At 38.4% G+C, this 20,339-nt stretch carries 15 protein-coding genes, 1 other RNA gene and 1 pseudogene; 11 read left to right on the top strand and 6 right to left on the bottom strand.

Annotation, left to right across the window (positions count from 1 at the left end; translation table 11 throughout):
* Positions 1 to 2,763: 2,763 nt before the first annotated feature.
* On the bottom strand, positions 2,764 to 5,343 hold the full coding sequence (clpB, locus tag GGR08_RS02425) for an ATP-dependent chaperone ClpB (RefSeq protein ID WP_183193818.1): 2,580 nt from the start codon (positions 5,341 to 5,343) through the stop codon (positions 2,764 to 2,766).
* A gap of 486 nt (positions 5,344 to 5,829) precedes the next feature.
* Here clpB and GGR08_RS02430 point away from each other — a divergent pair, with 486 nt between their 5' ends.
* On the top strand, positions 5,830 to 6,861 hold the full coding sequence (locus GGR08_RS02430) for a DUF3472 domain-containing protein (protein ID WP_183193819.1): 1,032 nt from the start codon (positions 5,830 to 5,832) through the stop codon (positions 6,859 to 6,861).
* Positions 6,862 to 7,529: 668 nt separating this feature from the next.
* Positions 7,530 to 7,943, top strand: a pseudogene (locus GGR08_RS08645) (helix-turn-helix domain-containing protein).
* Between the two features lie 401 nt (positions 7,944 to 8,344).
* Here GGR08_RS08645 and yacG read toward each other — a convergent pair.
* The 5 genes from yacG to purE form a co-directional block, all read right to left on the bottom strand.
* On the bottom strand, positions 8,345 to 8,596 hold the full coding sequence (gene yacG, locus GGR08_RS02435; protein ID WP_246350086.1) for a DNA gyrase inhibitor YacG: 252 nt from the start codon (positions 8,594 to 8,596) through the stop codon (positions 8,345 to 8,347).
* Positions 8,597 to 8,658: 62 nt separating this feature from the next.
* A complete protein-coding gene (locus GGR08_RS02440; RefSeq protein WP_183193820.1) occupies positions 8,659 to 9,351 on the bottom strand; it encodes a Maf family nucleotide pyrophosphatase in 693 nt (230 codons plus the stop codon).
* 204 nt (positions 9,352 to 9,555) lie between these two features.
* Entirely contained in the window at positions 9,556 to 9,774 is a 219-nt protein-coding gene (gene infA / locus GGR08_RS02445; protein WP_013545481.1) for a translation initiation factor IF-1, read from the bottom strand.
* Positions 9,775 to 10,435: 661 nt separating this feature from the next.
* Positions 10,436 to 11,572, bottom strand: a complete 1,137-nt coding sequence (locus tag GGR08_RS02450; RefSeq protein ID WP_183193821.1) for a 5-(carboxyamino)imidazole ribonucleotide synthase — start codon at positions 11,570 to 11,572, stop codon at positions 10,436 to 10,438.
* 1 nt (position 11,573) lies between these two features.
* A complete protein-coding gene (gene purE, locus GGR08_RS02455; protein ID WP_183193822.1) occupies positions 11,574 to 12,071 on the bottom strand; it encodes a 5-(carboxyamino)imidazole ribonucleotide mutase in 498 nt (165 codons plus the stop codon).
* 760 nt (positions 12,072 to 12,831) lie between these two features.
* Here purE and GGR08_RS08140 point away from each other — a divergent pair.
* From GGR08_RS08140 to GGR08_RS02495, 9 genes are all read left to right on the top strand, one after another.
* Positions 12,832 to 12,984: a DUF5993 family protein gene (locus tag GGR08_RS08140; protein WP_246350088.1), complete on the top strand. Its 153-nt coding sequence runs from the start codon at positions 12,832 to 12,834 to the stop codon at positions 12,982 to 12,984.
* Positions 12,985 to 12,994: 10 nt separating this feature from the next.
* The gene (locus GGR08_RS02460) at positions 12,995 to 13,576 is read left to right on the top strand and encodes a disulfide bond formation protein B (protein WP_183193823.1); all 582 of its coding nucleotides are present in this window, start codon (positions 12,995 to 12,997) and stop codon (positions 13,574 to 13,576) included.
* A 2,010-nt stretch (positions 13,577 to 15,586) separates the two neighbouring features.
* Positions 15,587 to 15,967 (top strand): hypothetical protein, encoded by a 381-nt coding sequence (locus GGR08_RS02465; RefSeq protein ID WP_183193824.1) that lies wholly within the window; start codon positions 15,587 to 15,589, stop codon positions 15,965 to 15,967.
* Positions 15,960 to 16,130 (top strand): hypothetical protein, encoded by a 171-nt coding sequence (locus tag GGR08_RS02470; RefSeq protein WP_183193825.1) that lies wholly within the window; start codon positions 15,960 to 15,962, stop codon positions 16,128 to 16,130. Before GGR08_RS02465 ends, GGR08_RS02470 begins: the two co-directional genes overlap by 8 nt.
* A 572-nt stretch (positions 16,131 to 16,702) precedes the next feature.
* Entirely contained in the window at positions 16,703 to 16,828 is a 126-nt protein-coding gene (gene ykgO, locus GGR08_RS02475; protein ID WP_183193880.1) for a type B 50S ribosomal protein L36, read from the top strand.
* Positions 16,829 to 16,967: 139 nt separating this feature from the next.
* Positions 16,968 to 17,705: a tetratricopeptide repeat protein gene (locus GGR08_RS02480; RefSeq protein ID WP_210273935.1), complete on the top strand. Its 738-nt coding sequence runs from the start codon at positions 16,968 to 16,970 to the stop codon at positions 17,703 to 17,705.
* Between the two features lie 799 nt (positions 17,706 to 18,504).
* A non-coding RNA gene (gene ssrS / locus GGR08_RS02485) (6S RNA) lies at positions 18,505 to 18,665 on the top strand.
* Between the two features lie 152 nt (positions 18,666 to 18,817).
* Complete coding sequence (locus GGR08_RS02490) at positions 18,818 to 19,417, top strand: 5-formyltetrahydrofolate cyclo-ligase (RefSeq protein WP_183193826.1); 600 nt, start codon at positions 18,818 to 18,820, stop codon at positions 19,415 to 19,417.
* A gap of 18 nt (positions 19,418 to 19,435) precedes the next feature.
* Positions 19,436 to 20,257 (top strand): TIGR00282 family metallophosphoesterase, encoded by an 822-nt coding sequence (locus GGR08_RS02495; protein ID WP_183193827.1) that lies wholly within the window; start codon positions 19,436 to 19,438, stop codon positions 20,255 to 20,257.
* The last annotated feature ends 82 nt before the right edge of the window (positions 20,258 to 20,339 follow it).

The following is a 20,339-nucleotide window of genomic DNA, read 5'->3' on the forward strand; positions in this document are numbered from 1 at the left end:
TGCATCTCACACCCCTAACATCTCTTTTCATTGCAGCTTTCGCCACCATTCACCGACTTGCCTTTCTCAGTCCTCTCACCACATTCCATACCAAGACAAAAGCCCGCCCGAAGCATAAATCCTCTGCATTATTTTGCGGATTTACATTTTTACGCTTTTACATATTTACAGAAATCATCCAAACGAAACTTCCAAACCACTGCACCATGTCATAAACACTGGTCTGCCAACAACCCCATTTTTTATCAAGCAAATTGTACTTGAGAAATCTCTTCTGCCCACACCTCAAAAGATGATATTTCATCAAGCTACAACAGAAAATCCCTCCCTAAACTAATTCCCCACATAATTTTATAAAAACATCCATATTTTTTTCCACGCGTTTCATCGCTCTAAATAATGCATCACAACAAACCAAGATAAAGACACTAGGATAAAGATATTTTGAATAAAATCTTTATTCCTCAGCAAAAGGCTCTATGAATAAAAGAAGATTTTTCTCCGCTCTTTTACCATAGCATCAACCTTCCACGATTAAGGCTTTTATTTTCTAAAACAAAACACGCAAACTTACCTATATCCATTTCCTAAAAACTACCCAAAAGGTTATAAAAATACTCAGCTCCCCCTATACCCCCTAGGGTGCGTATCCCACCGCTGTTGCTATAAACTTTTTTGCACCGACTGTTTACGACTTTTAAAGAACTTTTATTTTAATATTTCCATAGGAAAACCATAACTTTACAAAATGGGTTTATTGGACTCAAAACTGATTGTAGACAAGCGTTTTAAACTTTTATATAAACATCATAAAATTTCTAAATCGCTCTCTACAAAGTAAAATATTGAGATCTTCTCCTCCTCTAAAAGGCTAAGGTTCTAACCCCATACAGATCTGCGAACAATTCAGATTTTTACAGAACAAATTCCTTTTGTCTTCTATCTGCTGTAATTCACTTAAAAGAAAGTCTCTACAGCCAAAATCTTGCTCTAAATATTCAGCGCATACTTTTAAAATAGTTCATATACTCATGAAGTTTAACATATCTAACACCCCGCGAAAACAACACTATTTTGCAGCAACAGGATAATAAGCCCAGGCGTTCTATGAAGATCAGTCCTATGCTACAAAATCAAATATTCATGCTATCCCCTCTACACTTTCAATGCACCCTTTATTTTCCTCCTCAAGCAAAACGCCTTATTCAAAGAATTCCTTCCTCCTCTGATAAAGACGCCACTTTTTCAAAGCACATTATTCTCGAGCAATAACTTTTTAGCGTTTTTCGATTTTTTTCTTAAAACAGCATACAAACTTATTGCTTACCAGTTAAGAACAGGCCAAAGATTACTTGAAATTACTTGATTTTTAAAGGAAACATCCATTACAATTTATGGACTCTTTATATTATTCTTAGAAACATCTGCCACATCTCATTTATCTCAATGTTCAAATGTCCAGCTTTCTGTGCGAGATTAACTTCACAAATAAAACTTTTTAGTGAAAATTCTTATGACCGTTTTTTCTTTTGACGAGCATTTTTTACAATTTTTCTCAAAGCTCTTTCTTATATTTCTATAATTGCTATAATTGCCCCTCCACCATTGCCAAGCTTCTAAAATTTTGATGAAAGAACTTTAATGCATCATGAGCAAATAATGTATGCTGAGAACGCTTTAACACATGCAAGATTTCAATAACTCAAACGGAAGCACTAGAGCGACCACCTCCACATTTTTGCACAAATCATCTTCTGCTGGTTATTTGCCAATTATCTTATATCTGGATTTCAATCTATTTTAAAGCGCATAAACGGCATTCTAGCATTATATTACCTTTTTAGATTTACCTTGTCAAGTTTTTATATTTTCTTTTAATATTTTTATTTAATTTTTATCAGTCTTCAGTTTTTTAAGCGGCCAGCATACACAAAATAAAACATCAGAGCCCTACATAAAACATCATGATGTTCTTCTTCACGCACTTATAAAAAAACGCTCTGTCTGTTTTCCCCACCTCACGAAAAAGCACAGCAATCAGCAGTATTTACTCCGCTAGACAACAATCAACTTCAGACCATAACACCTAAAAGAGCAAAAATTTCTCCAAGTCCCCCTCTATCATCCCACTTCCATTTTTTAAAAAAAATTCCTCTTTACAGGATCAAATTTTCACCCCGCTCTGCCCTGTAAACAACACTTTACAAGTTAACTTCTTTCCTCACACTCAGTAACAAACTTCAGATAACCACCCCTCAGACGAAACTGTTTCATCAGGCGCAACGAGCAATCCCAGCCTCTTCACGCCATCTTTCATCCCTTTGCACCACTGCCTCTTGAACACTCTTGTCCCTTCAAACCTGTCCACACTCATGCTCTTCATCCTCCATTCCCCACACCCTCTTCATTCAGCCAACACACTTCTTTCCCCTCCATTCATAGACTCTTCACCTCTTCAACCCTTCCCCATGCCACACTCTGATAAAAACAGGCACAAAACATAAATTTATAAATCTTCCACTCCTTTTTACGGATTAACGTTTTTACGTTTTTACATATTTACAGAATATAATCAAAAGAAATTTCCCCCTCATAACCAACCCCTGCTGTGTTAAGGCTTCAATATATTATAACAAATCTCCCCGACCAAAGCCACCATTGCAGATCGAGTAGACCACACCTTTCAACCGATAAGATTTTCTCAAACGACAGCATTTTATTGCATCACAAGATTATCACCACCGTCTTCTTATGAATTTTTCCCTATGTTTCAGGTAAAAATGCCAACCGATCCCCTTGCTTTGTAACGGTCACCGCCATCTCATCTTGAATTTCTCCAAACAAGATTTTTTCTGCGAGAGGATCTTGAATTTCTTTTTGGATGATACGTTTAAGCGGACGTGCACCATAAAGGGGATCATAGCCTTTATCAGCAAGGAATTGTCGTACTTCTTGTTTGACATGCAAAGTTATATTGCGTTCATTGAGTAAATTTTGCAAATATTGTATCTGAATATCAACGATAGCCTCCATATCTTTGCGTTGCAGCCGCTGGAAAAGGATAATCTCATCGATACGATTTAAAAACTCAGGACGGAAAGCGTTTTTTACAACATTCATGACTTCACTTTTTGCCTGTTCAACCATTTGTCCTTCGGGTAAAGCAGTTAAGAACTCAGCCCCAAGATTTGAGGTCATAATCAACAACGTATTACGAAAATCGACAGTTCTGCCCTGACTATCCGTCAAGCGACCTTCATCCAACACTTGCAACAAGAGATTAAAGATATCAGGATGCGCTTTTTCAATTTCATCGAATAAAATGACCTGATAAGGTCTTCTTCGTACAGCCTCTGTTAGCACACCACCTTCTTCATAACCGACATATCCTGGCGGAGCTCCGATCAAGCGCGCACCAGCATGTTTTTCCATATATTCGGACATATCGATACGCAACATGGCATTCGAATCTTGGAAGAGAAAAGCAGCCAGCGCTTTGGTTAATTCGGTTTTTCCCACCCCGGTAGGTCCCAAGAACATGAAAGATCCAAGCGGCCGGTTTGGATCTTGCAATCCGGCCCGTGCACGCCGTACGGCACGAGCCACGGCTTGAACAGCTTCTCCCTGCCCCACGACACGGGTTGCAATTTCATCTTCCATCCGCAAGAGCACCTCACGTTCTGCTTCGAGCATCCGATCCACTGGAATACCGGTCCAACGCGAGACGATCCGCGCCACATGCTCAGCATTCACGGTTTCTTCCACGAGACGGTTTTGTTGATCATCATTTTCTGCCAATTTCAATTGTTTTTCGAGTTCAGGAATGACACTATAAGCCAGCTCTCCAGCGCGTTGGAATTGTCCATCACGTTGTGCAATAGCCAAAGCATTTCGTGCCTCTTCAAGTTGTTTTTTCAAATCGGCTGCATGCCCTAATTTTTGCTTTTCAGCCTGCCAAGCTGTTGTCATCTCAGCGGACTGTTGTTCCAATATTTTGAGTTCTTCCTGCACATTTTTCAAACGTTCTTGTGCTGTTGGCTCGACATCTGTTTTCAAAGCCTCCCGTTCGATTTTCAACTGTAAGATTCGCCGATCAAGGACATCGAGCTCTTCAGGTTTTGAATCGACTTGCATGCGCAACCGTGCAGCCGCTTCATCGATAAGATCAATCGCTTTATCAGGCAAGAATCGATCAGTAATATAACGATTAGAAAGCTTTGCGGCTGTAATCAAAGCACTATCTGCCAAACGTACTTTGTGATGTTGTTCGTATTTTTCTTTAATACCGCGCAGGATAGAGATTGTATCTTCCAAAGAAGGCTCTGACACAAAGACAGGTTGAAAGCGGCGCGCAAGAGCAGCATCTTTTTCGACATATTTTCGATATTCATCAAGGGTTGTTGCCCCCACACAATGGAGTTCTCCACGTGCAAGAGCAGGTTTTAACAAATTTGAAGCATCCATAGGACCATCGGCTTTTCCAGCCCCCACGAGATTGTGCAATTCATCAATAAAGAGAATAATTTGCCCATTTTCGGTTTGCACTTCTGCCAGCACTGCTTTAAGTCGTTCTTCGAATTCCCCGCGATATTTTGCGCCTGCGATAAGTGCGCCCATATCCAGTGCATAGAGTTGTTTATCGCGCAAAGTTTCGGGCACATCCCCATTGATAATCCGCAGAGCTAACCCTTCCACAATTGCAGTTTTTCCGACACCGGGCTCCCCAATCAGCACAGGATTATTTTTAGTTCTCCGTGAGAGTACCTGAACGGTTCGGCGAATTTCTTCTTCCCGCCCGATGACAGGATCAAGTTTTCCCTCCCGTGCATCTTTTGTGAGATCACGCGCATATTTTTTCAAAGCATCATATTGGCCTTCGGCATGGGGACTTGAGGCTATTTTCCCTTTCCGCAACGCATTAACCGCCTGATTAAGTGTTTGCGGAGTCAGCCCTCCACTTGTTAAAATCTCAACTGTTTTTGCGGATTTTTCCATAATAAGCGCTTGCAACATCCGCTCTACAGTTACAAACTGATCCCCTGCTTTTTTTGCGAGATCCTCTGCTATATTAAAGATTTTTGCCAACGGTTGAGAGAGATAGAGCTGTCCATTTCCCCCTTGTACCTTAGGTAAAGCATCAAGAGCTTCGTCAAGCGCCTTTCGCGTAAGAGAGAGATCACCACCAGCGTTTTGGATTAGGGATGCTGCTAATCCTTGATCATCGTCTAATAAGACTTTTAACAAATGCTCTGGCATAAATTGCTGATGATCAGAAGCAAGAGCATTATTTTGCGCTGATTGTAAAAAACCTTTCAGTCGTTCGCTATATTTTTCTAAGTTCATTTTTTTTCCTTAATCGCAAGCTGCCGCCACATTTTAGCTTCCCAGTGATTCACGAAAACTCACGAGTGATTCACGAAAGAGACATCCTGAAAGGATTTTTCAGCTTCCACAAAACACCGCAAACAAGGCAGCATAAAGAAAAACAGTCGTGCTAAAAAGAATATGGGTTTTTATAAGACCTATAACAAGGGGAAAGGAAAACACGCCATCATTTTTCAACAAAAGTGCAACTTTCCCTCCCCCTATCATCATCCCTCCCCCATTTTAACACCCCGCTCCCCCCAATTCGGCCATTAAAACTTAAAATTTGAACAGCAGAAAGGTGTCTGCAAATACACCTTTTTTATTTAAATGAAGATGTCTTTACAATCTATAGTTTAACATACAAATCAAAAGTATTTTTCCTTTTTTAGTTAACAAAACCTTGAATATATTTTAACATTGATGGTCTTACATTGACTTATCTGAAGATAAAAGGAGTTGAGTATGTATCCGATTATAAAAAAGCTATTATTCATTCTTTTATTTTTTCTTATGAGCAAACCAAGCTATGCAGTTTTTGCCGGCAAAGTTATCATCATGGAGCACAGATGGCCAGAAAACATATTATTTGATAAATTTTCTTTCACTCAACAAATAACGCATGATGGTGGCCCTGATTCCATCTATTTTTGGGGCAACCACTTTCAATTCGAAAATGGGAGAAGCGGCTATATTGGTTTATTTAATAGAGACCGCCACACTATTCACTTTTCTATTAGGAATGCAACAAGCTGGAAGAGTGGCAAATGTAAGCATTTTACTCAAGAAGGTTCAGGAGTACGATGTGAAATTGATTTTCCGTGGAAAATTGGGATCCGATATAAACTAGATGTTTCTAAAAATGGAAATTTAGTTACGGGATCAGTAACCAATCTTATATCGGGTGAAAAAACAACTGTTGGTACTATAGAAGTACCAAGTAAATTTGGCAAACTTCATAAATCGTATGGTTTTGTTGAAGATCATTCTCGTTGGAAGCGGCATCTTTCCTCTTGTTATGTCTTAAGTCCGCAAAGTTCAACCTTTTTTAGTCCTAGAGCTGTACAAAAAAACATTGAATACGAAGCGAATCTGAGTGCCTCTACTCAAGGAAAATGTACAGATCCTTACATCATCCAAACAGCATGTACATTCAGTTTTTGCATGAATAGTATAAGCGATCTTGGAGGTTTGGCCTCACCTTCTGCTGGACCGGAAATCTCTATTTCCAATGGGAAAGATTTATCTGCCCAAACAATTTTTGACGTTTTGAAAAAAAAGGAGCTTGTTGTTATTCGATCAAAAGATCGTTCTTGGGCGCCTAATATCTTTTTGCCATCTCCAACTTCATTTAAATGGAAATCAATCTTTATAGATCATCAAGCAACTTCCAGTTCTACACTCCACACCAATCACACCACACAAAAGTTAAAGACAGGACAAAAGATTATGTATATGTCTGATGGAAAAATCTGGAAAATTATGAAAACAAACTAACTTTTTCTTCTAATGAAAACAAAATCTCTCACTCCCTTTGCAAGTAAAGGGAGTAAAGAGAATTTTCTCATTTTCCAATCATAGTTTTTTCCCTTTTCCATTGTTTTTTTCGAACTCTTCTCTCATTCCCTATCTCTTTTAGCTTTCCTCATCACCATGCTTTCCAGCGCATTTTCCTCACTCTCATCCCCTCTTTAAAACCCATCATCCTTTAATCGACTCCTCATCTTCCTCTTTATCTCCCTTCACAACACTTCTTCACCCTATAACCTCTATACCTCTCACAATTTCACCTCCCCCTTTACAGACCAACGCACGTCATCTCCTCCATAGCACTTCCCCCTTTTTCAATACATTCTTTCAAACCTACAAAACACCTATTTCGCGGGTTTCCTCTTCCTCAATTTTATGCCTGATTTCTGCAAAGATAAGAAAATACTGTTTTAATATTCTTGCCGATCTTATGAAATTATTTTACGGACTAGCAAATGTTTTTGATCGTCTACCCAGCGATCAATAGGGGCTCATGCCCCAAACCCTAGCGTAAAAACGAACCCACTCTATAGGCATCCCAGAATTCTTGGAGATTTTGCCATGCTCAAGTGCTTCTTAACACTAAAAGCAGAAAGCTCACTAGGGTTCGGTCTTTTCAAGCTCTCAGAATACCAATGCAAAGGCACTCGCAACTGGAGGGGGGACAAAGTGCAAAAAGTGCAACCAAAAATCAACATTCTATCGACATCTCGATAAGCAATAAAATCGTCATAGATGGATTTCAATGAAGCCTTCCCCCAAAAATCAGAGAAATAGAAATATCGAAGCGTCAGTTTTCAACAAATTCAAAAATACGAAAAAAACTTAAACCGTGTAAGCGCTGGATATTTGCTCAAAATCACCTAAAAATAGAAGTCCCTATAAGTTTTTTAGACCAATCTTGTTTCAAAAGAAGATCTTTTCACAGAAAAAAATCTCTCCTACCGTGAGCAAAAAAACGCCTGAGAAAAAGAACACACCCTTTTGAAAAACTTTAAAGAGTGCAAACAAAAAAACAAAAGGCACTCTTGAGGCTAATTTCTGATTAAGAATAAAGCACAGCAATCAGCAGTATTTACTCCGCTAGACAACCTCCTGAACGCTAACCAATACCTTTAGCTCTAAGCAACACTCTTGCTACGATATCCAACATCATGCAACATCTTTAAAGTATAAACCTCACACTCCTCAGAGAATAATGCTTCACCAGACAGACAAATAGACCACCATACCCTAAATATTCCACACATTTCCTAAAAAGGCATCTTATAAATTTATAAGCCTGTATCACTCTCCCTAAAAGGGCAGTATTTTACGACATAAGACGATAACAAAACTGCTCATCCAGCTTTTGACGACATTCTACAGGGATCCCCCTGTGCACCCCTTCGAATCCAGTCCGCAAAGTATCTCTCTCAGCCTTCTCTCCGTAAAAAGGCATTTGTGTCCTTTACTCTTCTTCCTCGCTTTCTTGTAGCGCAGATGGCAAACTATACCCCCCTGAAAGCCAACGGTTTAAATCAATGGCTCGGCATCGTGTGGAACAAAAAGGATAAGAAGATTTTTGTGACATTTGACCACAAATAGGACAAGGATACGGTGAACGATGAAAAGTTTCTTTTTGCCAATTTAGCTCTTTTTGTTTTTGGCGGGCCGTTTTCATCAGTTTCTTCATTAATTTTTCTTCTGTTCCTTTTTTCATATTTTCTTTTTTATTTTTATTGCTTTTTACCCCGCACTGATCTTAGCCGGCGATAAATCTCTCTAATACGTTTCTTCCACCCAATAGGAGAAAAGTGGATATTGATAAGCGGTCAAAAGATCGACTGTCTCAGCCAAAGGCAATCCCACAACATTAGAATAAGATCCAGTGATATAGACCACAAAAGCCCCTGCTTTTCCTTGAATAGCATATCCGCCAGCTTTTCCTATCCATTCTCGTGAAGCAAGATAAGCCTTCATTATAGGAGGGCTTAAGCGCCTAAAACGGACACGACTTTCAACTAATTTCACGGTGATTTTTCCCTGTTCATTCAAGGCACAAATGGCGCCATAGACCTGATGAGCTCTTCCAGAAAGGAATTGTAAACATTCATAAGCTTCATCCTCTCCCTCTGGTTTTGGCAGAATGGTGCGCCCCACAGCCACCACCGTATCAGCAGCCAAAATGATCATTTTCTGCGCGGCCAATTTTTCTTGGTTATTCTGCTTGTACCAATGTAAAGTTTTTTGCGCTTTCAGTGCTTTTTCTTTTGCCAAACGTTTTGCAAGGTTTGCAGGATGCTCTTTTAATTTTGGGGTTTCATCAATACTGCTTGCACAAACCTGCTGAGGATCAATCCCTATTTGCGCTAAGAGCGCCAAACGCCGCGGAGAAGCAGAAGCAAGCACCAAATGAATTTCTTCTTCAAGAGTTTTGACCAAACATTTTTTCCCCCACCCTTTTATACTTTTCATTTCCACCCCTTCACACTCGGCTTTTTTCTTACCCCATTTTAAGCGCCATTGATCTCCTTAATCCTTTTTCATATTGATTTTATGACCTTTTCAAGATCATTTAAACATTCCTTTTTTCACGCATAAAAAAACAATCGAAAGAGATGTTAAAATCATAGCAATAATCTTATGACTTTTACAAAAAAGCGCAAACCACCGAGCAGACTACTTATAGCGATATGTAATGCGCCCTTTTGACAAATCATAAGGTGTCATTTCCACCATGATTTTATCTCCTACTAATACCCGAATACGGTTTTTTCGCATTCTTCCAGCGGTATGGGCAATAATTTCATGATCATTTTCCAGTTTTACACGAAACATCGCATTGGGTAAAAGTTCAGTAACGATACCAGAAAATTCTAAAACTTCTTCTTTTGACATAAACAATCATTTCCTTTACAGTGCATTTATTATTCAGCTGTGCATTATTTTTCAGCGTTCATACCTTATTTTCTTAAGTTTGTGAATAAAAATTCAACAAAAAGAGGAAGGTTTTTCAAGTTTACTCTCTCACGTTCTCAAAGAATTTCACCCGCACATTGAGACACGAGGCTTTATGCCTTTAAAATCTTACCCGCCAATTTGCTTCAATTTTAGGCTTCTCTTGTAATTAGCTTGTCTATTCACCGGTTTTTTTTAAAGAAACATCTGGTCCCCAAACCCATTTTACACCGATCCCCATGAATGGGAGAACGATAAAACCGTGGCGTATCGCCATCTTTATGTTTATGAAATATCAAGCCAACACCATCACACATTTTCCCCAATATTACGACAGCTCCTTTGGCACTTAAAACGCTGCATCAGAGCCATTTTTAGCTCTTTTCTCTATCATTTTTATCCATATACGCATCCTGCTTAGGACGCGCAAGAGATATGGTTTTAGTTGATCCAACCTGGAAAGCTTTGAAATAAAAAAACTTTCCGTTATTCAGGGGACTAATTGAAAAGACATAATGCTAAAAATTAGCCTTATATATCAAAGTGTTGTATTTTAAATTCATTGAGGGAAAACGGGTGAAAAAGCGTTTTTATAGGGGAGTTAAGATTTGCTGGTTAGTCCCGTTAATTGGATGACATGCCCCATTTTACGGTGCGGGTGTATCGTGCTTTTGCCATATAAATGGATCGATGTATGCTTTTGCGTGAGAAAATATTTTAAAGTGCTGAGATTATTTCCAAGGAGATTTATCATTTGACAATCGCTATGGCGATATGTACTGCCCAAAGGAAGGCCGCAAATGGCACGGATATGCTGTTCAAATTGTGAAGTTATGCACGCCTTTTGTGTCCAATGACCAGAATTATGGACACGCGGCGCTAATTCATTTACTAAAAGACGACCATCCGTTAAAACAAAAAATTCAATGCAAAGAACACCAACATAATTGAGGGCGTTCATTACTGTAACGCTGATTGCTTTGGCTGCTTTTTGAATATCAAGAGGAATATGGGATGGAACAAAGGATTTATGAAGAATACCGTTTTTGTGTTGGTTTTCCGGGCAATCATAAAAAATATAATCTCCTTGTTGGGTCCGTGCCGAAAGAACTGAAATTTCCGATAAAAAAGGAACTATTTCTTCCAAAATCGAAGGCTGTTCCTGAAAAGTGCTTAAGGCTTCATCAAGGGTTTGTTCGTCTGGATGATCAAGCTTAATCTGGTTTTTCCCGTCATAACCAAAACGACGTGTTTTTAAAAGACCACGTCCACCTAATGCATCAAGACCAGAAAGAAGAGAAGAAGAGTTGTCAACAGCATGCCATGCTGCTGTAGCAATGCCTTGACTATGCAAAAATTGTTTTTCAAAAAGCCGATCTTGCGTGATCTCTAAAGCTTTGGAAGACGGGTAAACAGGCTTGCTCTTCTCTACATATTGAACTGTCTGAAGTGAAAGATTTTCAAATTCATAGCTGACAACATCACACTGAGAAATAAAATGATCTAAGGCTGATGTATCCTCATAGGAAGAAACGATATGGCGGTTTGCAGTTTGGGCGGCTGGACAATCTGCTTCAGGGCAAAAAATAATGGTTTGAAATCCTAATTCTGCTGCCGCCATAGCTAACATGCGAGCTAATTGCCCACCACCGATTAAACCAATGACGCTGCCTGGAAGGAATATATTGGAGGAAGGATTGGGGCTGTGTGAAGCTGTGGTTTGGGAGAACGATACCATTTTAAACCTCTGTGCTAGGAATTTGCGCAACATTAGCTGTTTGTTTCTGACGCCAATCTTGTAATCGTTGTGCAAGATCATGATCATAAACAGCCATAACTGCTGCAGCTAAAAGTGCTGCATTAATTGCCCCCGCTTTGCCAATGGCTAATGTGCCAACGGGTATTCCTGCTGGCATTTGTACGATTGAAAGCAAAGAATCTTGCCCTGAAAGAGATCGTGAGTGCATTGGAACACCAAAAACAGGTAGGGGCGTAAGAGCTGCTAGCATGCCAGGAAGGTGGGCTGCTCCCCCTGCACCAGCAATTAAAACTTTGAAGCCTGCTGTTTTTGCTTCTTTTGCAAATTGGTAAAGACGTTCAGGGGTTCGGTGTGCTGAAACAATATGCGAACTATGAGAAATATCAAGATTTGTCAAAATATCGGCACTATGGCACATCGTTTGCCAATCCGATTGGCTTCCCATCAAAATCGCGACATCACATGATTTTGTCGTCATTGACCATCCTTCTCAAATCTTCAATGCAATTCTTGCTCAATTACTATGCTCTATAGGCTCTTTGCATAGCTAATTCATGACAGAAAAATAATGCTTTTCAAATAAGATTAAAAGGTAAAAATTTGAAAGGAGTAATACAAAAGGTGAAAAAACAAAGTTTTAAATCTTATGAAGCAGGTCTAAAAGGAATGTTGCTCAACGCGGCTGTTAAGCTGCTCGAGGCCCTTTGCTTAAGAAAGAGAAAAAATATTCTGTGGGAAAGCCATTGATTGTAAGGTTTTCAGAAAATAATTCATTTTTTATTTGCTAAAATAAACACTGTACCATATAAAATGCGTGGCAAGCTAAAATGTTGTTTACATAAAAAGAGATTTTTATGGCGGGGATATTTTATGGCAATAATACGTTGTAAATGAGGATATTTTTTGGGAAAAAATGTCCGTTGCTATTTGTTTTCCTGTTTAGGTGATTCTTTAAAATTAGGGGGGAAATATGCTCTTTATCGTTGCTTATAATTAAAAATCGGACTCAAATTAACGCTTTTGGGCTTTTTGTTGAGATGTGTGTCTGTAGGCGGTCTGATGTTTCATCGTTTCTTCCTACAAATGCAGAGTAACCGCGTAAATAGAGTGACAGTATTAAAGAGCATGATGAATTGTGAATAATAAATCCGTGGTCTCTTTTTTGCCCAATTTTGTAATATGTTTAAGAATTGGTAATAAGAGTTAAACATCCGGTATGTTAAGAAAGGTTAAAAGCCATGTTTTTTCCATTTTTAATTGCTTTAGGCACTGCAATAACCACTGTGTATGGCAAAAAGAATATCAGTTATGTTTTGTGGGCAATCTTGTTGATTGTCATTCTTCTCACTTTTAATCATCACGCAACTTCTACTTTAAATTTATCTTTTTGAGAGAATAGCTATGGAACACGTTGAACAAAAAAATCCTCATTTCATTGTATTTATGAATACGCTAGGGCTCATCGGATTATCCATTGTCTTGGTGGTAGCTTTTTATTATCAATTAGTAAAGTTTGAATTACCTTGTCCCCTTTGTTTATTGCAACGTGTGGGATTGATGCTAGCAGGATGTGGGTTCTTGCTCAATATTCACTATAAAGTGAAAAACACCCATTATGGCATGGTTATTCTCGGTTGTATGGTCACCAGTGCTGTTGCTGCTAGGCAGGTGTTTTTGCATATCACACCAGATGATCTGGGATATGGTTCAACGTTCTTTGGTTTGCATTTTTATACTTGGGCTTTCATTATTTCTGTTCTTTGCATTTTTGCTGTTTCATTTGTCATGATTCTAGGCGAATTAGCACACAAATTTAAAGAATTTTCTCCTTTTCCAATCTTGAGTAAAACGGCAAGTTTCTTATTTGTTTTTTTAATTGCAGCAAATTTGATTTCTACCATACTGGAATGCGGTGGCGGACAATGTGCTGATGATCCTGTAAAGTATGAATTGTTATCAAATTGGTTTTCTTCAGAGTCTTGAAGTTTTGAGAGAAGCTTTCAGCATAATTTTACTGTGAGTGAATTGTTATTATTAAAGAGGCGGAGATTTTAAAAATCCGCTTCTTTTTTATTTGAGGCGATGTGTCATAAAATTTTTGATAATCTAAAATGATCTTTTATGCAGAAGCTGATACCGATGGGAAAATACTGGCTTATAAAAATAAGCTAAGCCTTTACAGATTGAACGAGCGTTACGGGTAACGAAGGATTTTCTCATTCCAACATCTGTTTGTGGTGAAGCAAGCAAAACCACTTACTAGAACATAACAAAGGAGATGAGTAGGTGGATAAAAGAGTGCAAGAAAAGAGAAAAATGCCGCGTATGACATATCTCAAGATCAAGAGTTACGCAACTTTGCCGATATACAATTGATATTTTTTAGCTAAGATTTGCTTGGAACGTTTTCTAAAGCTATACCATTTAAGTGATAAGAAAGAAGTGGCGATGAGCACTGTCGAGGAGCCAGATTAGATACAAAGCGTAGAGTAAAAAACTTCACTTTTTAGAATAATTAACCGTAAAAGATTTTATATTTTTGATTTTTCTTAAACTGTGTGTTAGAAGAAAGTTGGAATATTTGTTATGATCCTTCTAAAGATTTGATGCTTTAAAAGGTTGAATTGGGGGAGTTTCTGGAGTTATCTAGGTCATTGCCCGTTGGTTTTTTGTTTAAAGGCGTATCTTTTTCATCGACTCTTTAGATATTTCCGTTACATTTCAGTGTATGGCTTTTGTTTAAAAATAAAAGCAAGCATATTGGTGAGTCTTCTCCCAATGAAAAAATCTTGTTTTATAAGGTTATTTTATCGTTGGGTTTGTTGGATGAAAAATCGAATAAGCTCTCTCATTTCAAACTTTCTGAAAGTGAAGCAGTTAAATATCTTTTTATGCTCACAAATAAATATCTCTGTCATTGGAAAATATCACAGGGAGAGAAGAATTCTTTTAAAAAGCGCTTCTTTTTTTAAGACATCCCTCTAGGGCTCAACAGCATCCACCAGCCCTCAACTTTTCCCTCAACGGAACCTTTCACACCCTCAAGAAGCCTCCCACTCTAAAGGATGCACTTACCCCTTAAAGACTAATTCCTCCTATCATCGCCTCTTCCTACCACATCATTCTCCCCCATCCTATATCCGCTTCACTTTCCTTTTACTTCTAACCTTTAGGCAATAGACTTGCCTGTTACACCCATAGATAACACGTTAACAATGCACTCTTTTTGTCTCTCATCTCCCTTTTTATGCTCATTTTTTACCAAAGGATTGAGTGCCTCTCTTCATTCCTGATCTCCACGTCAAAGATATAAGACACAATTACAGAACCAAACTTATCCCTTTATAGAAACATCCTTTTCTCCTCACAAAGCGCTGTATTTATCTTATATTTCTAGGGTTTTAAGCATCTCTCTCTACTTTATTTCGCGCTAAAGCCTAAAACAACAGCTGTAAATATACACTGAAAAGGACCGTGCATTTAGCGTAAGCTCTAAAACAACAGCCGTTTAAAATATCACTCACTTTAAAATCGACGATATCCATCACCTCCATTATGTTTATCACCTTCGTTTTCTCCCCTATAAACTAGTGTTAGTCAAATCTGAGCATCTCATAGCTGTCAAAGATGAAGATTTTTGTGTCAATCTGTCAACAATAAGGCTTCTTTTAAGTAAATTAAGCTAACTTGAACAATTCATATGAATATATTACTTATCTCTTCGCCTACAGTTTCATCGTAAAACATAATTGTACTTATGAAACGAATCGCCTATACTGTGCAAAGAGAAATTGTATCTGTCTAATAAATCGTATCCATGTTGAATAAATAACGGAGGAACGATAAGCGATAGACAGAGTGACTTCACCAAGATAGCAAATTATTTGTAGTCTACTGCGTAACACGTACAGGAAATTCTTTTTATTTCATAAAAATAGCCTGGGAAATGAGGCTATTGGTTTTATTAAAATCAAGAGACAAAGTAATATTGATATGACAACGCGAAAACCGAACCTATCAAACGCATCACAAAAAGAACAAAATGATACATACCATCGATGGGATTTAGTCCTTGATATCCAAAAAGAAATTAAGGAAGCAGTTAAAACTGGTGTTATTTCGTTGAAAGAATTTATATTCATTCTCTTTATAAGCATCTGTCTATACATTTTCCTCTCAATAGCGGGCACTGCAGATAAAGCTCAAATGGATGCTATGGCTGTAATAGGGTTGCTATGTGGACTCATTCTGTACGGCTCGATGCCCATCTCTTTAGGACTATACATCATAGGAAGGAAGAAACTAAAAAAAATAATGAAACAACTAGATGAAGTGGTTATTAATCAAAAGACAATAAGGAGAAAAGATGATTGAAGCTGTACTATTAGGGCACATTTTAGGGATCATTGGCGGTTGTGCAATTATAACATTATCTATTTGGCTTTTTTATTCTGTCATTAAGTATCGAAAACTATACCGTAAAGCACTTACAGGGCGGGATTTAGCGATTGAAGAATGTAATATAAGGGATTCATAAATAATAAAGAATCATAAAAACATGGTACTAAACCGTTATAATTTTATTTTCATATCTAGATGTATTTATTTCGGAAATCACTTTAATGTGATTACACCTTCAGCTATTTAGGGTGTGGGATCTGTCGTAGGGGTCCTTTTAGGACTTTAAGTGTGCTGTTTTATATCTATCTATCGTCTATCAAATACCAGAAACAATTCCAACGGCTTTTTTGCCCTTCAAGCATTCTCCTGACAGAGCTTGTTTTTACTTCTTGTGCTTTTTTTTCAAATATTTTTACCTTCAAAGCCACCATCAAGTCCCCCTTTTTCAAAGATAGACGCTTGACAAGAATAAGATTCCTTGTTAGATTGGCTTTTGTTTTTTGCAGTTTCCACTTATTCGTTGTGCTAATGAAATGTGTTGGTGCATGCCTTAGGGATACGTTTTTCTTTTTGTAATCAGAAAAGTGTATCGCTTGGTGGTGTGAAACGATGGTGCTATCAGAGAGCTGTGTTGGTATACCCAACATTATTGCGCTGTTTTTTCGTATTTGTGATATTGTATTAAGTAAATTATTAACGGTGAAGATGATGAAAATTAAAAATTCACTTAAAGCACTAAAGGGACGCCATCGTAATAACCGTTTGGTGCGTCGTAAGGGTCGCGTTTATATCCTCAATAAAACGAACCCGCGTTTTAGAGCACGCCAGGGCTAATTTTCAGCGTTAATGTTTTTATGCCTATTTTAATGGTAGGGAGCGTGGATTTTTTGTAGAGTTTTTTAGTTCCAAGTCCGTTCTTTGATAATGTTTTTCGATTTATCTTTTAAGGGCTTGTTTTTGTGGTTTTTTTCAATTGCATTTTTTCTATCTTCTCCGGTATATTTTTTTTCTTTTTTTTATTGGTGTTTTTTGTTTCGTTTCCTCTGGATATGGGAAAAATCCTCCTTCTCTTCCCAGAGACCGCCCTTCTCCACAATCGCTTTTACCGTTAAATGATCTTATTCCCAATTCTTCATCTCCTTCCCCGACGCTTTCTGATTCGTCGGCGATCATTCTTGAAGATTTTAACACAGGGCAACTTTCTCACGTAGACAGAATTAAGCAACGCAAAGAAGCCGAAATTTCACGGTTATTAAAAGAATTGAAGTTTTGTGCTAATGTTTCTAAAGCGAAAAAGATCAGTGCACAACTTCAACATTTATGGAGCCAATCGGGGAGTGAAACGATTGATCTTTTAATGTCATGGGCTGAAAATGCTATTAACAGCGATAATTATGGACTTGCGCTTGATTATCTTGACAATGTTCTTGCGCTTTTACCTACTCACGCTGAAGCTTGGATAAGACGCGCTTGGATACACATTCAACTGAATGATTTCAAACTTGCCATGCTTGATCTCAAACATGCTCTTGAACTCGAACCGCGCAACTATATAGCCTTTTTTGAACTTGGTGTTATCATGGAAGCAACAGAGCATCCAAAACTTGCTCTCAAAGCTTATGAAAGGGCTCTCGATTACTATCCACAAATGCAGAAACTTCAAAAGCGGATTGAAGCTTTGTTAGATGAGCAGTCACCGCAAGCACTTTGAAGGCGTATCATCTATGAACGAGCCGCTTTACGCAGAGTTTAAGTTTAGGGAAGATGCGTTTAGATTATATCCCACGCAACGATTTCAAACTTGCCACGCTTGATCTCAAACTTGCTCTTGAACATAATACATGCAACTACTGCGAATCATGCAACGCTATAGTCTTTTTTGAACTTGGTGTCTTTTTGTCTTTAAGACAACGTCTAAACACCTTTTCCGATCTTCTCTACAGAATTTCTTCTCATAAGCCTCTCTCCATGCTATTTCTTCCTTTTTAGCACCTCTTATTATGGTTTTTTAAAAAAAACTGTAAGACACGAATTTAAAATTTTTTTTTTGAAAAAGCTTAAAATATCGCTTCGCGCCCTTGATAAACTATCATCGTCTGGTTGTCTTTTTATTCGCTTCAAACTATAGAGCAGCAGTTACCGTATCGGCTTTCTCTCTCCATCTCTCAAAACTAAAAAACGACATTAAAATATTATCCACAAAGCAAAAACTTCAAAAACACAACATCAATGAAACAAACATTTTTGACGAAGAAATATTCTTCCTTCAAACTTTCTTCCGACCTTCTCCTAAGACATAAAAATCAAACATTTCCAATAAACCATTCTGCATTTCTCAAGGCTCCCAGCTGTCTTTCTTTACCTTTTTACTTTGAATGAGCATTTTCCCCATCATACAGCCATTTCCAGTAACCAGCAGCAAGACTGTAACACCATTTTCAATAAATCTTATGAAGAATAAAGTTATTTTATCTCTAGCAGAAAATCTGAAATTATTTTATATTGAAGGGGGTGTTCTGCGCTTCTCGACAGGAAATAACGCATACCTGAGACCTTAGTGATCTCCAAGGGAGCTGTCCCTGATGAAGCCCGTGGGCTTTTTCATATGGCGCCCACCTATTTATGTAGGTTCCCGGGATCAACTTTTTCCATCGGCTGTTGTGGATCACCTCTTTTGCTATGACTTTTTTCATAAAACATTTTTCCAGATAAAGAATTGATCACTTCCTTTTGCATAAAGCCAAAGACACTGCTCTGTTTCTAGGATAAGAATTATGATAGGCTTTAATTTTATCATCCTTGCAGCACTTACAAAAATAAAGAATGAATATTACCCATAAGACATCTTTATCGCTTCGCAGACAACAGCGCAAAAGCGGATTATCGCGCCGTGATGCTCTTTCAACACAAGAACGTGCACTTTTTTCACAGCGTGCCTGTTGTCACTTTATTGAGTATCTTGAAAAAAAAGGGACCGATTTTTCACGTCTTATTTTAGCAGGCTATTGGCCCATTAAATCAGAAATTGACCCACGTCCTTTACTTAATGTTATAGCGTTACGCGGTGGCTGTTTAGCCTTACCAGCGGTGCTTGATTCCACTACGATGATTTTTCGTACATTTTTACCCAACACGATTCTAGAGCCCATGCGTTTTGGCACCTTTGGTCCAAGTGCAGACAATGCTGCTGTTGTTCCGAATATGATTATTGTTCCTCTTTCTGCATTTGATCTTCAATGTCACCGTCTTGGCTATGGAGGAGGCTATTATGACCGTGCTGTTGAAACTCTTAAAAAACAAGGACATGAAATAACATTATGGGGCCTAGGCTTTTCGTGTCAGGAAGTTTCTTCTATTCCTCCGACAGAGTATGATTTAGAAATGCAGGGAATTTTTACAGAAAAAGGTTTCTTAAAATGTTAAAATGTGATTAAAACGCCTATGCGTTTTTTATTTTTAGGTGACATTGTTGGTGACACGGGCTGTAAAGCTGTTTTTGAACATCTTCCTCAACTGATTGAGAAATGGAAGCTTGATTTTGTTGTTGTGAATGGTGAAAATGCCTCTGGTGGTTTTGGTCTCACACAAGAGACGTATCAAGATCTTTTGATGGTTGGTGCTGACGTTGTTACCACGGGCAATCATGCTTTTTCTCATAAAGAAGCTTTACAATATGCGCACGAAAGTGACCGTTTTTTACGTCCCGCCAATTTCTTGAAAGGCACTCCTGGCAGAAGTGCTGGTGTTTTTACGGCAAAAAATGGAGCGCGTGTTCTTGTTGCGAATCTTTTGGGCAGTGTTTTTATGCCATACCAAGTTACCGATCCTTTTGAAACAGCGGAAAATATTCTTTTAGCCTGTTCCTTAATGGAGCAAGCTGATGCGATTATTTTTGACTTTCACGCAGAAACGACGAGCGAGAAACAATGTTTTGGCCATTTTCTTGATGGTCGTGTAAGTGTTATCGTTGGCACCCATACGCATATTCCCACTGCAGATGCCCAAATCTTAGAAGGTGGGAGCGCTTATTTATCGGATGCAGGCATGTGTGGAGATTACAATTCATCTCTTGGCATGGATAAAGAAGAACCGTTATATCGTTTTCTTTACAAGCAGAAACAAAATCGTTTTGAACCGGCACGAGGTCTCGCCACCCTTTGTGGTTTTGCGGTTGAAATTTCAGATCGCACGGGTTTAGCAGAAAAAGTCTCGGCAGTACGGATTGGTCCTCATTTAAAAACTGAAGTTCCAGATTTTTGGTAATTTTCTTTCAGCCTTCTTTTGATCGTCGCTCTCCAATGTTCCCTATTGAGAACTCTTTCTGGCCAGGTGATTTTTCAAGCTC

It is taken from the genome of Bartonella fuyuanensis (genome assembly GCF_014197255.1).
Classification (GTDB): domain Bacteria; phylum Pseudomonadota; class Alphaproteobacteria; order Rhizobiales; family Rhizobiaceae; genus Bartonella; species Bartonella fuyuanensis.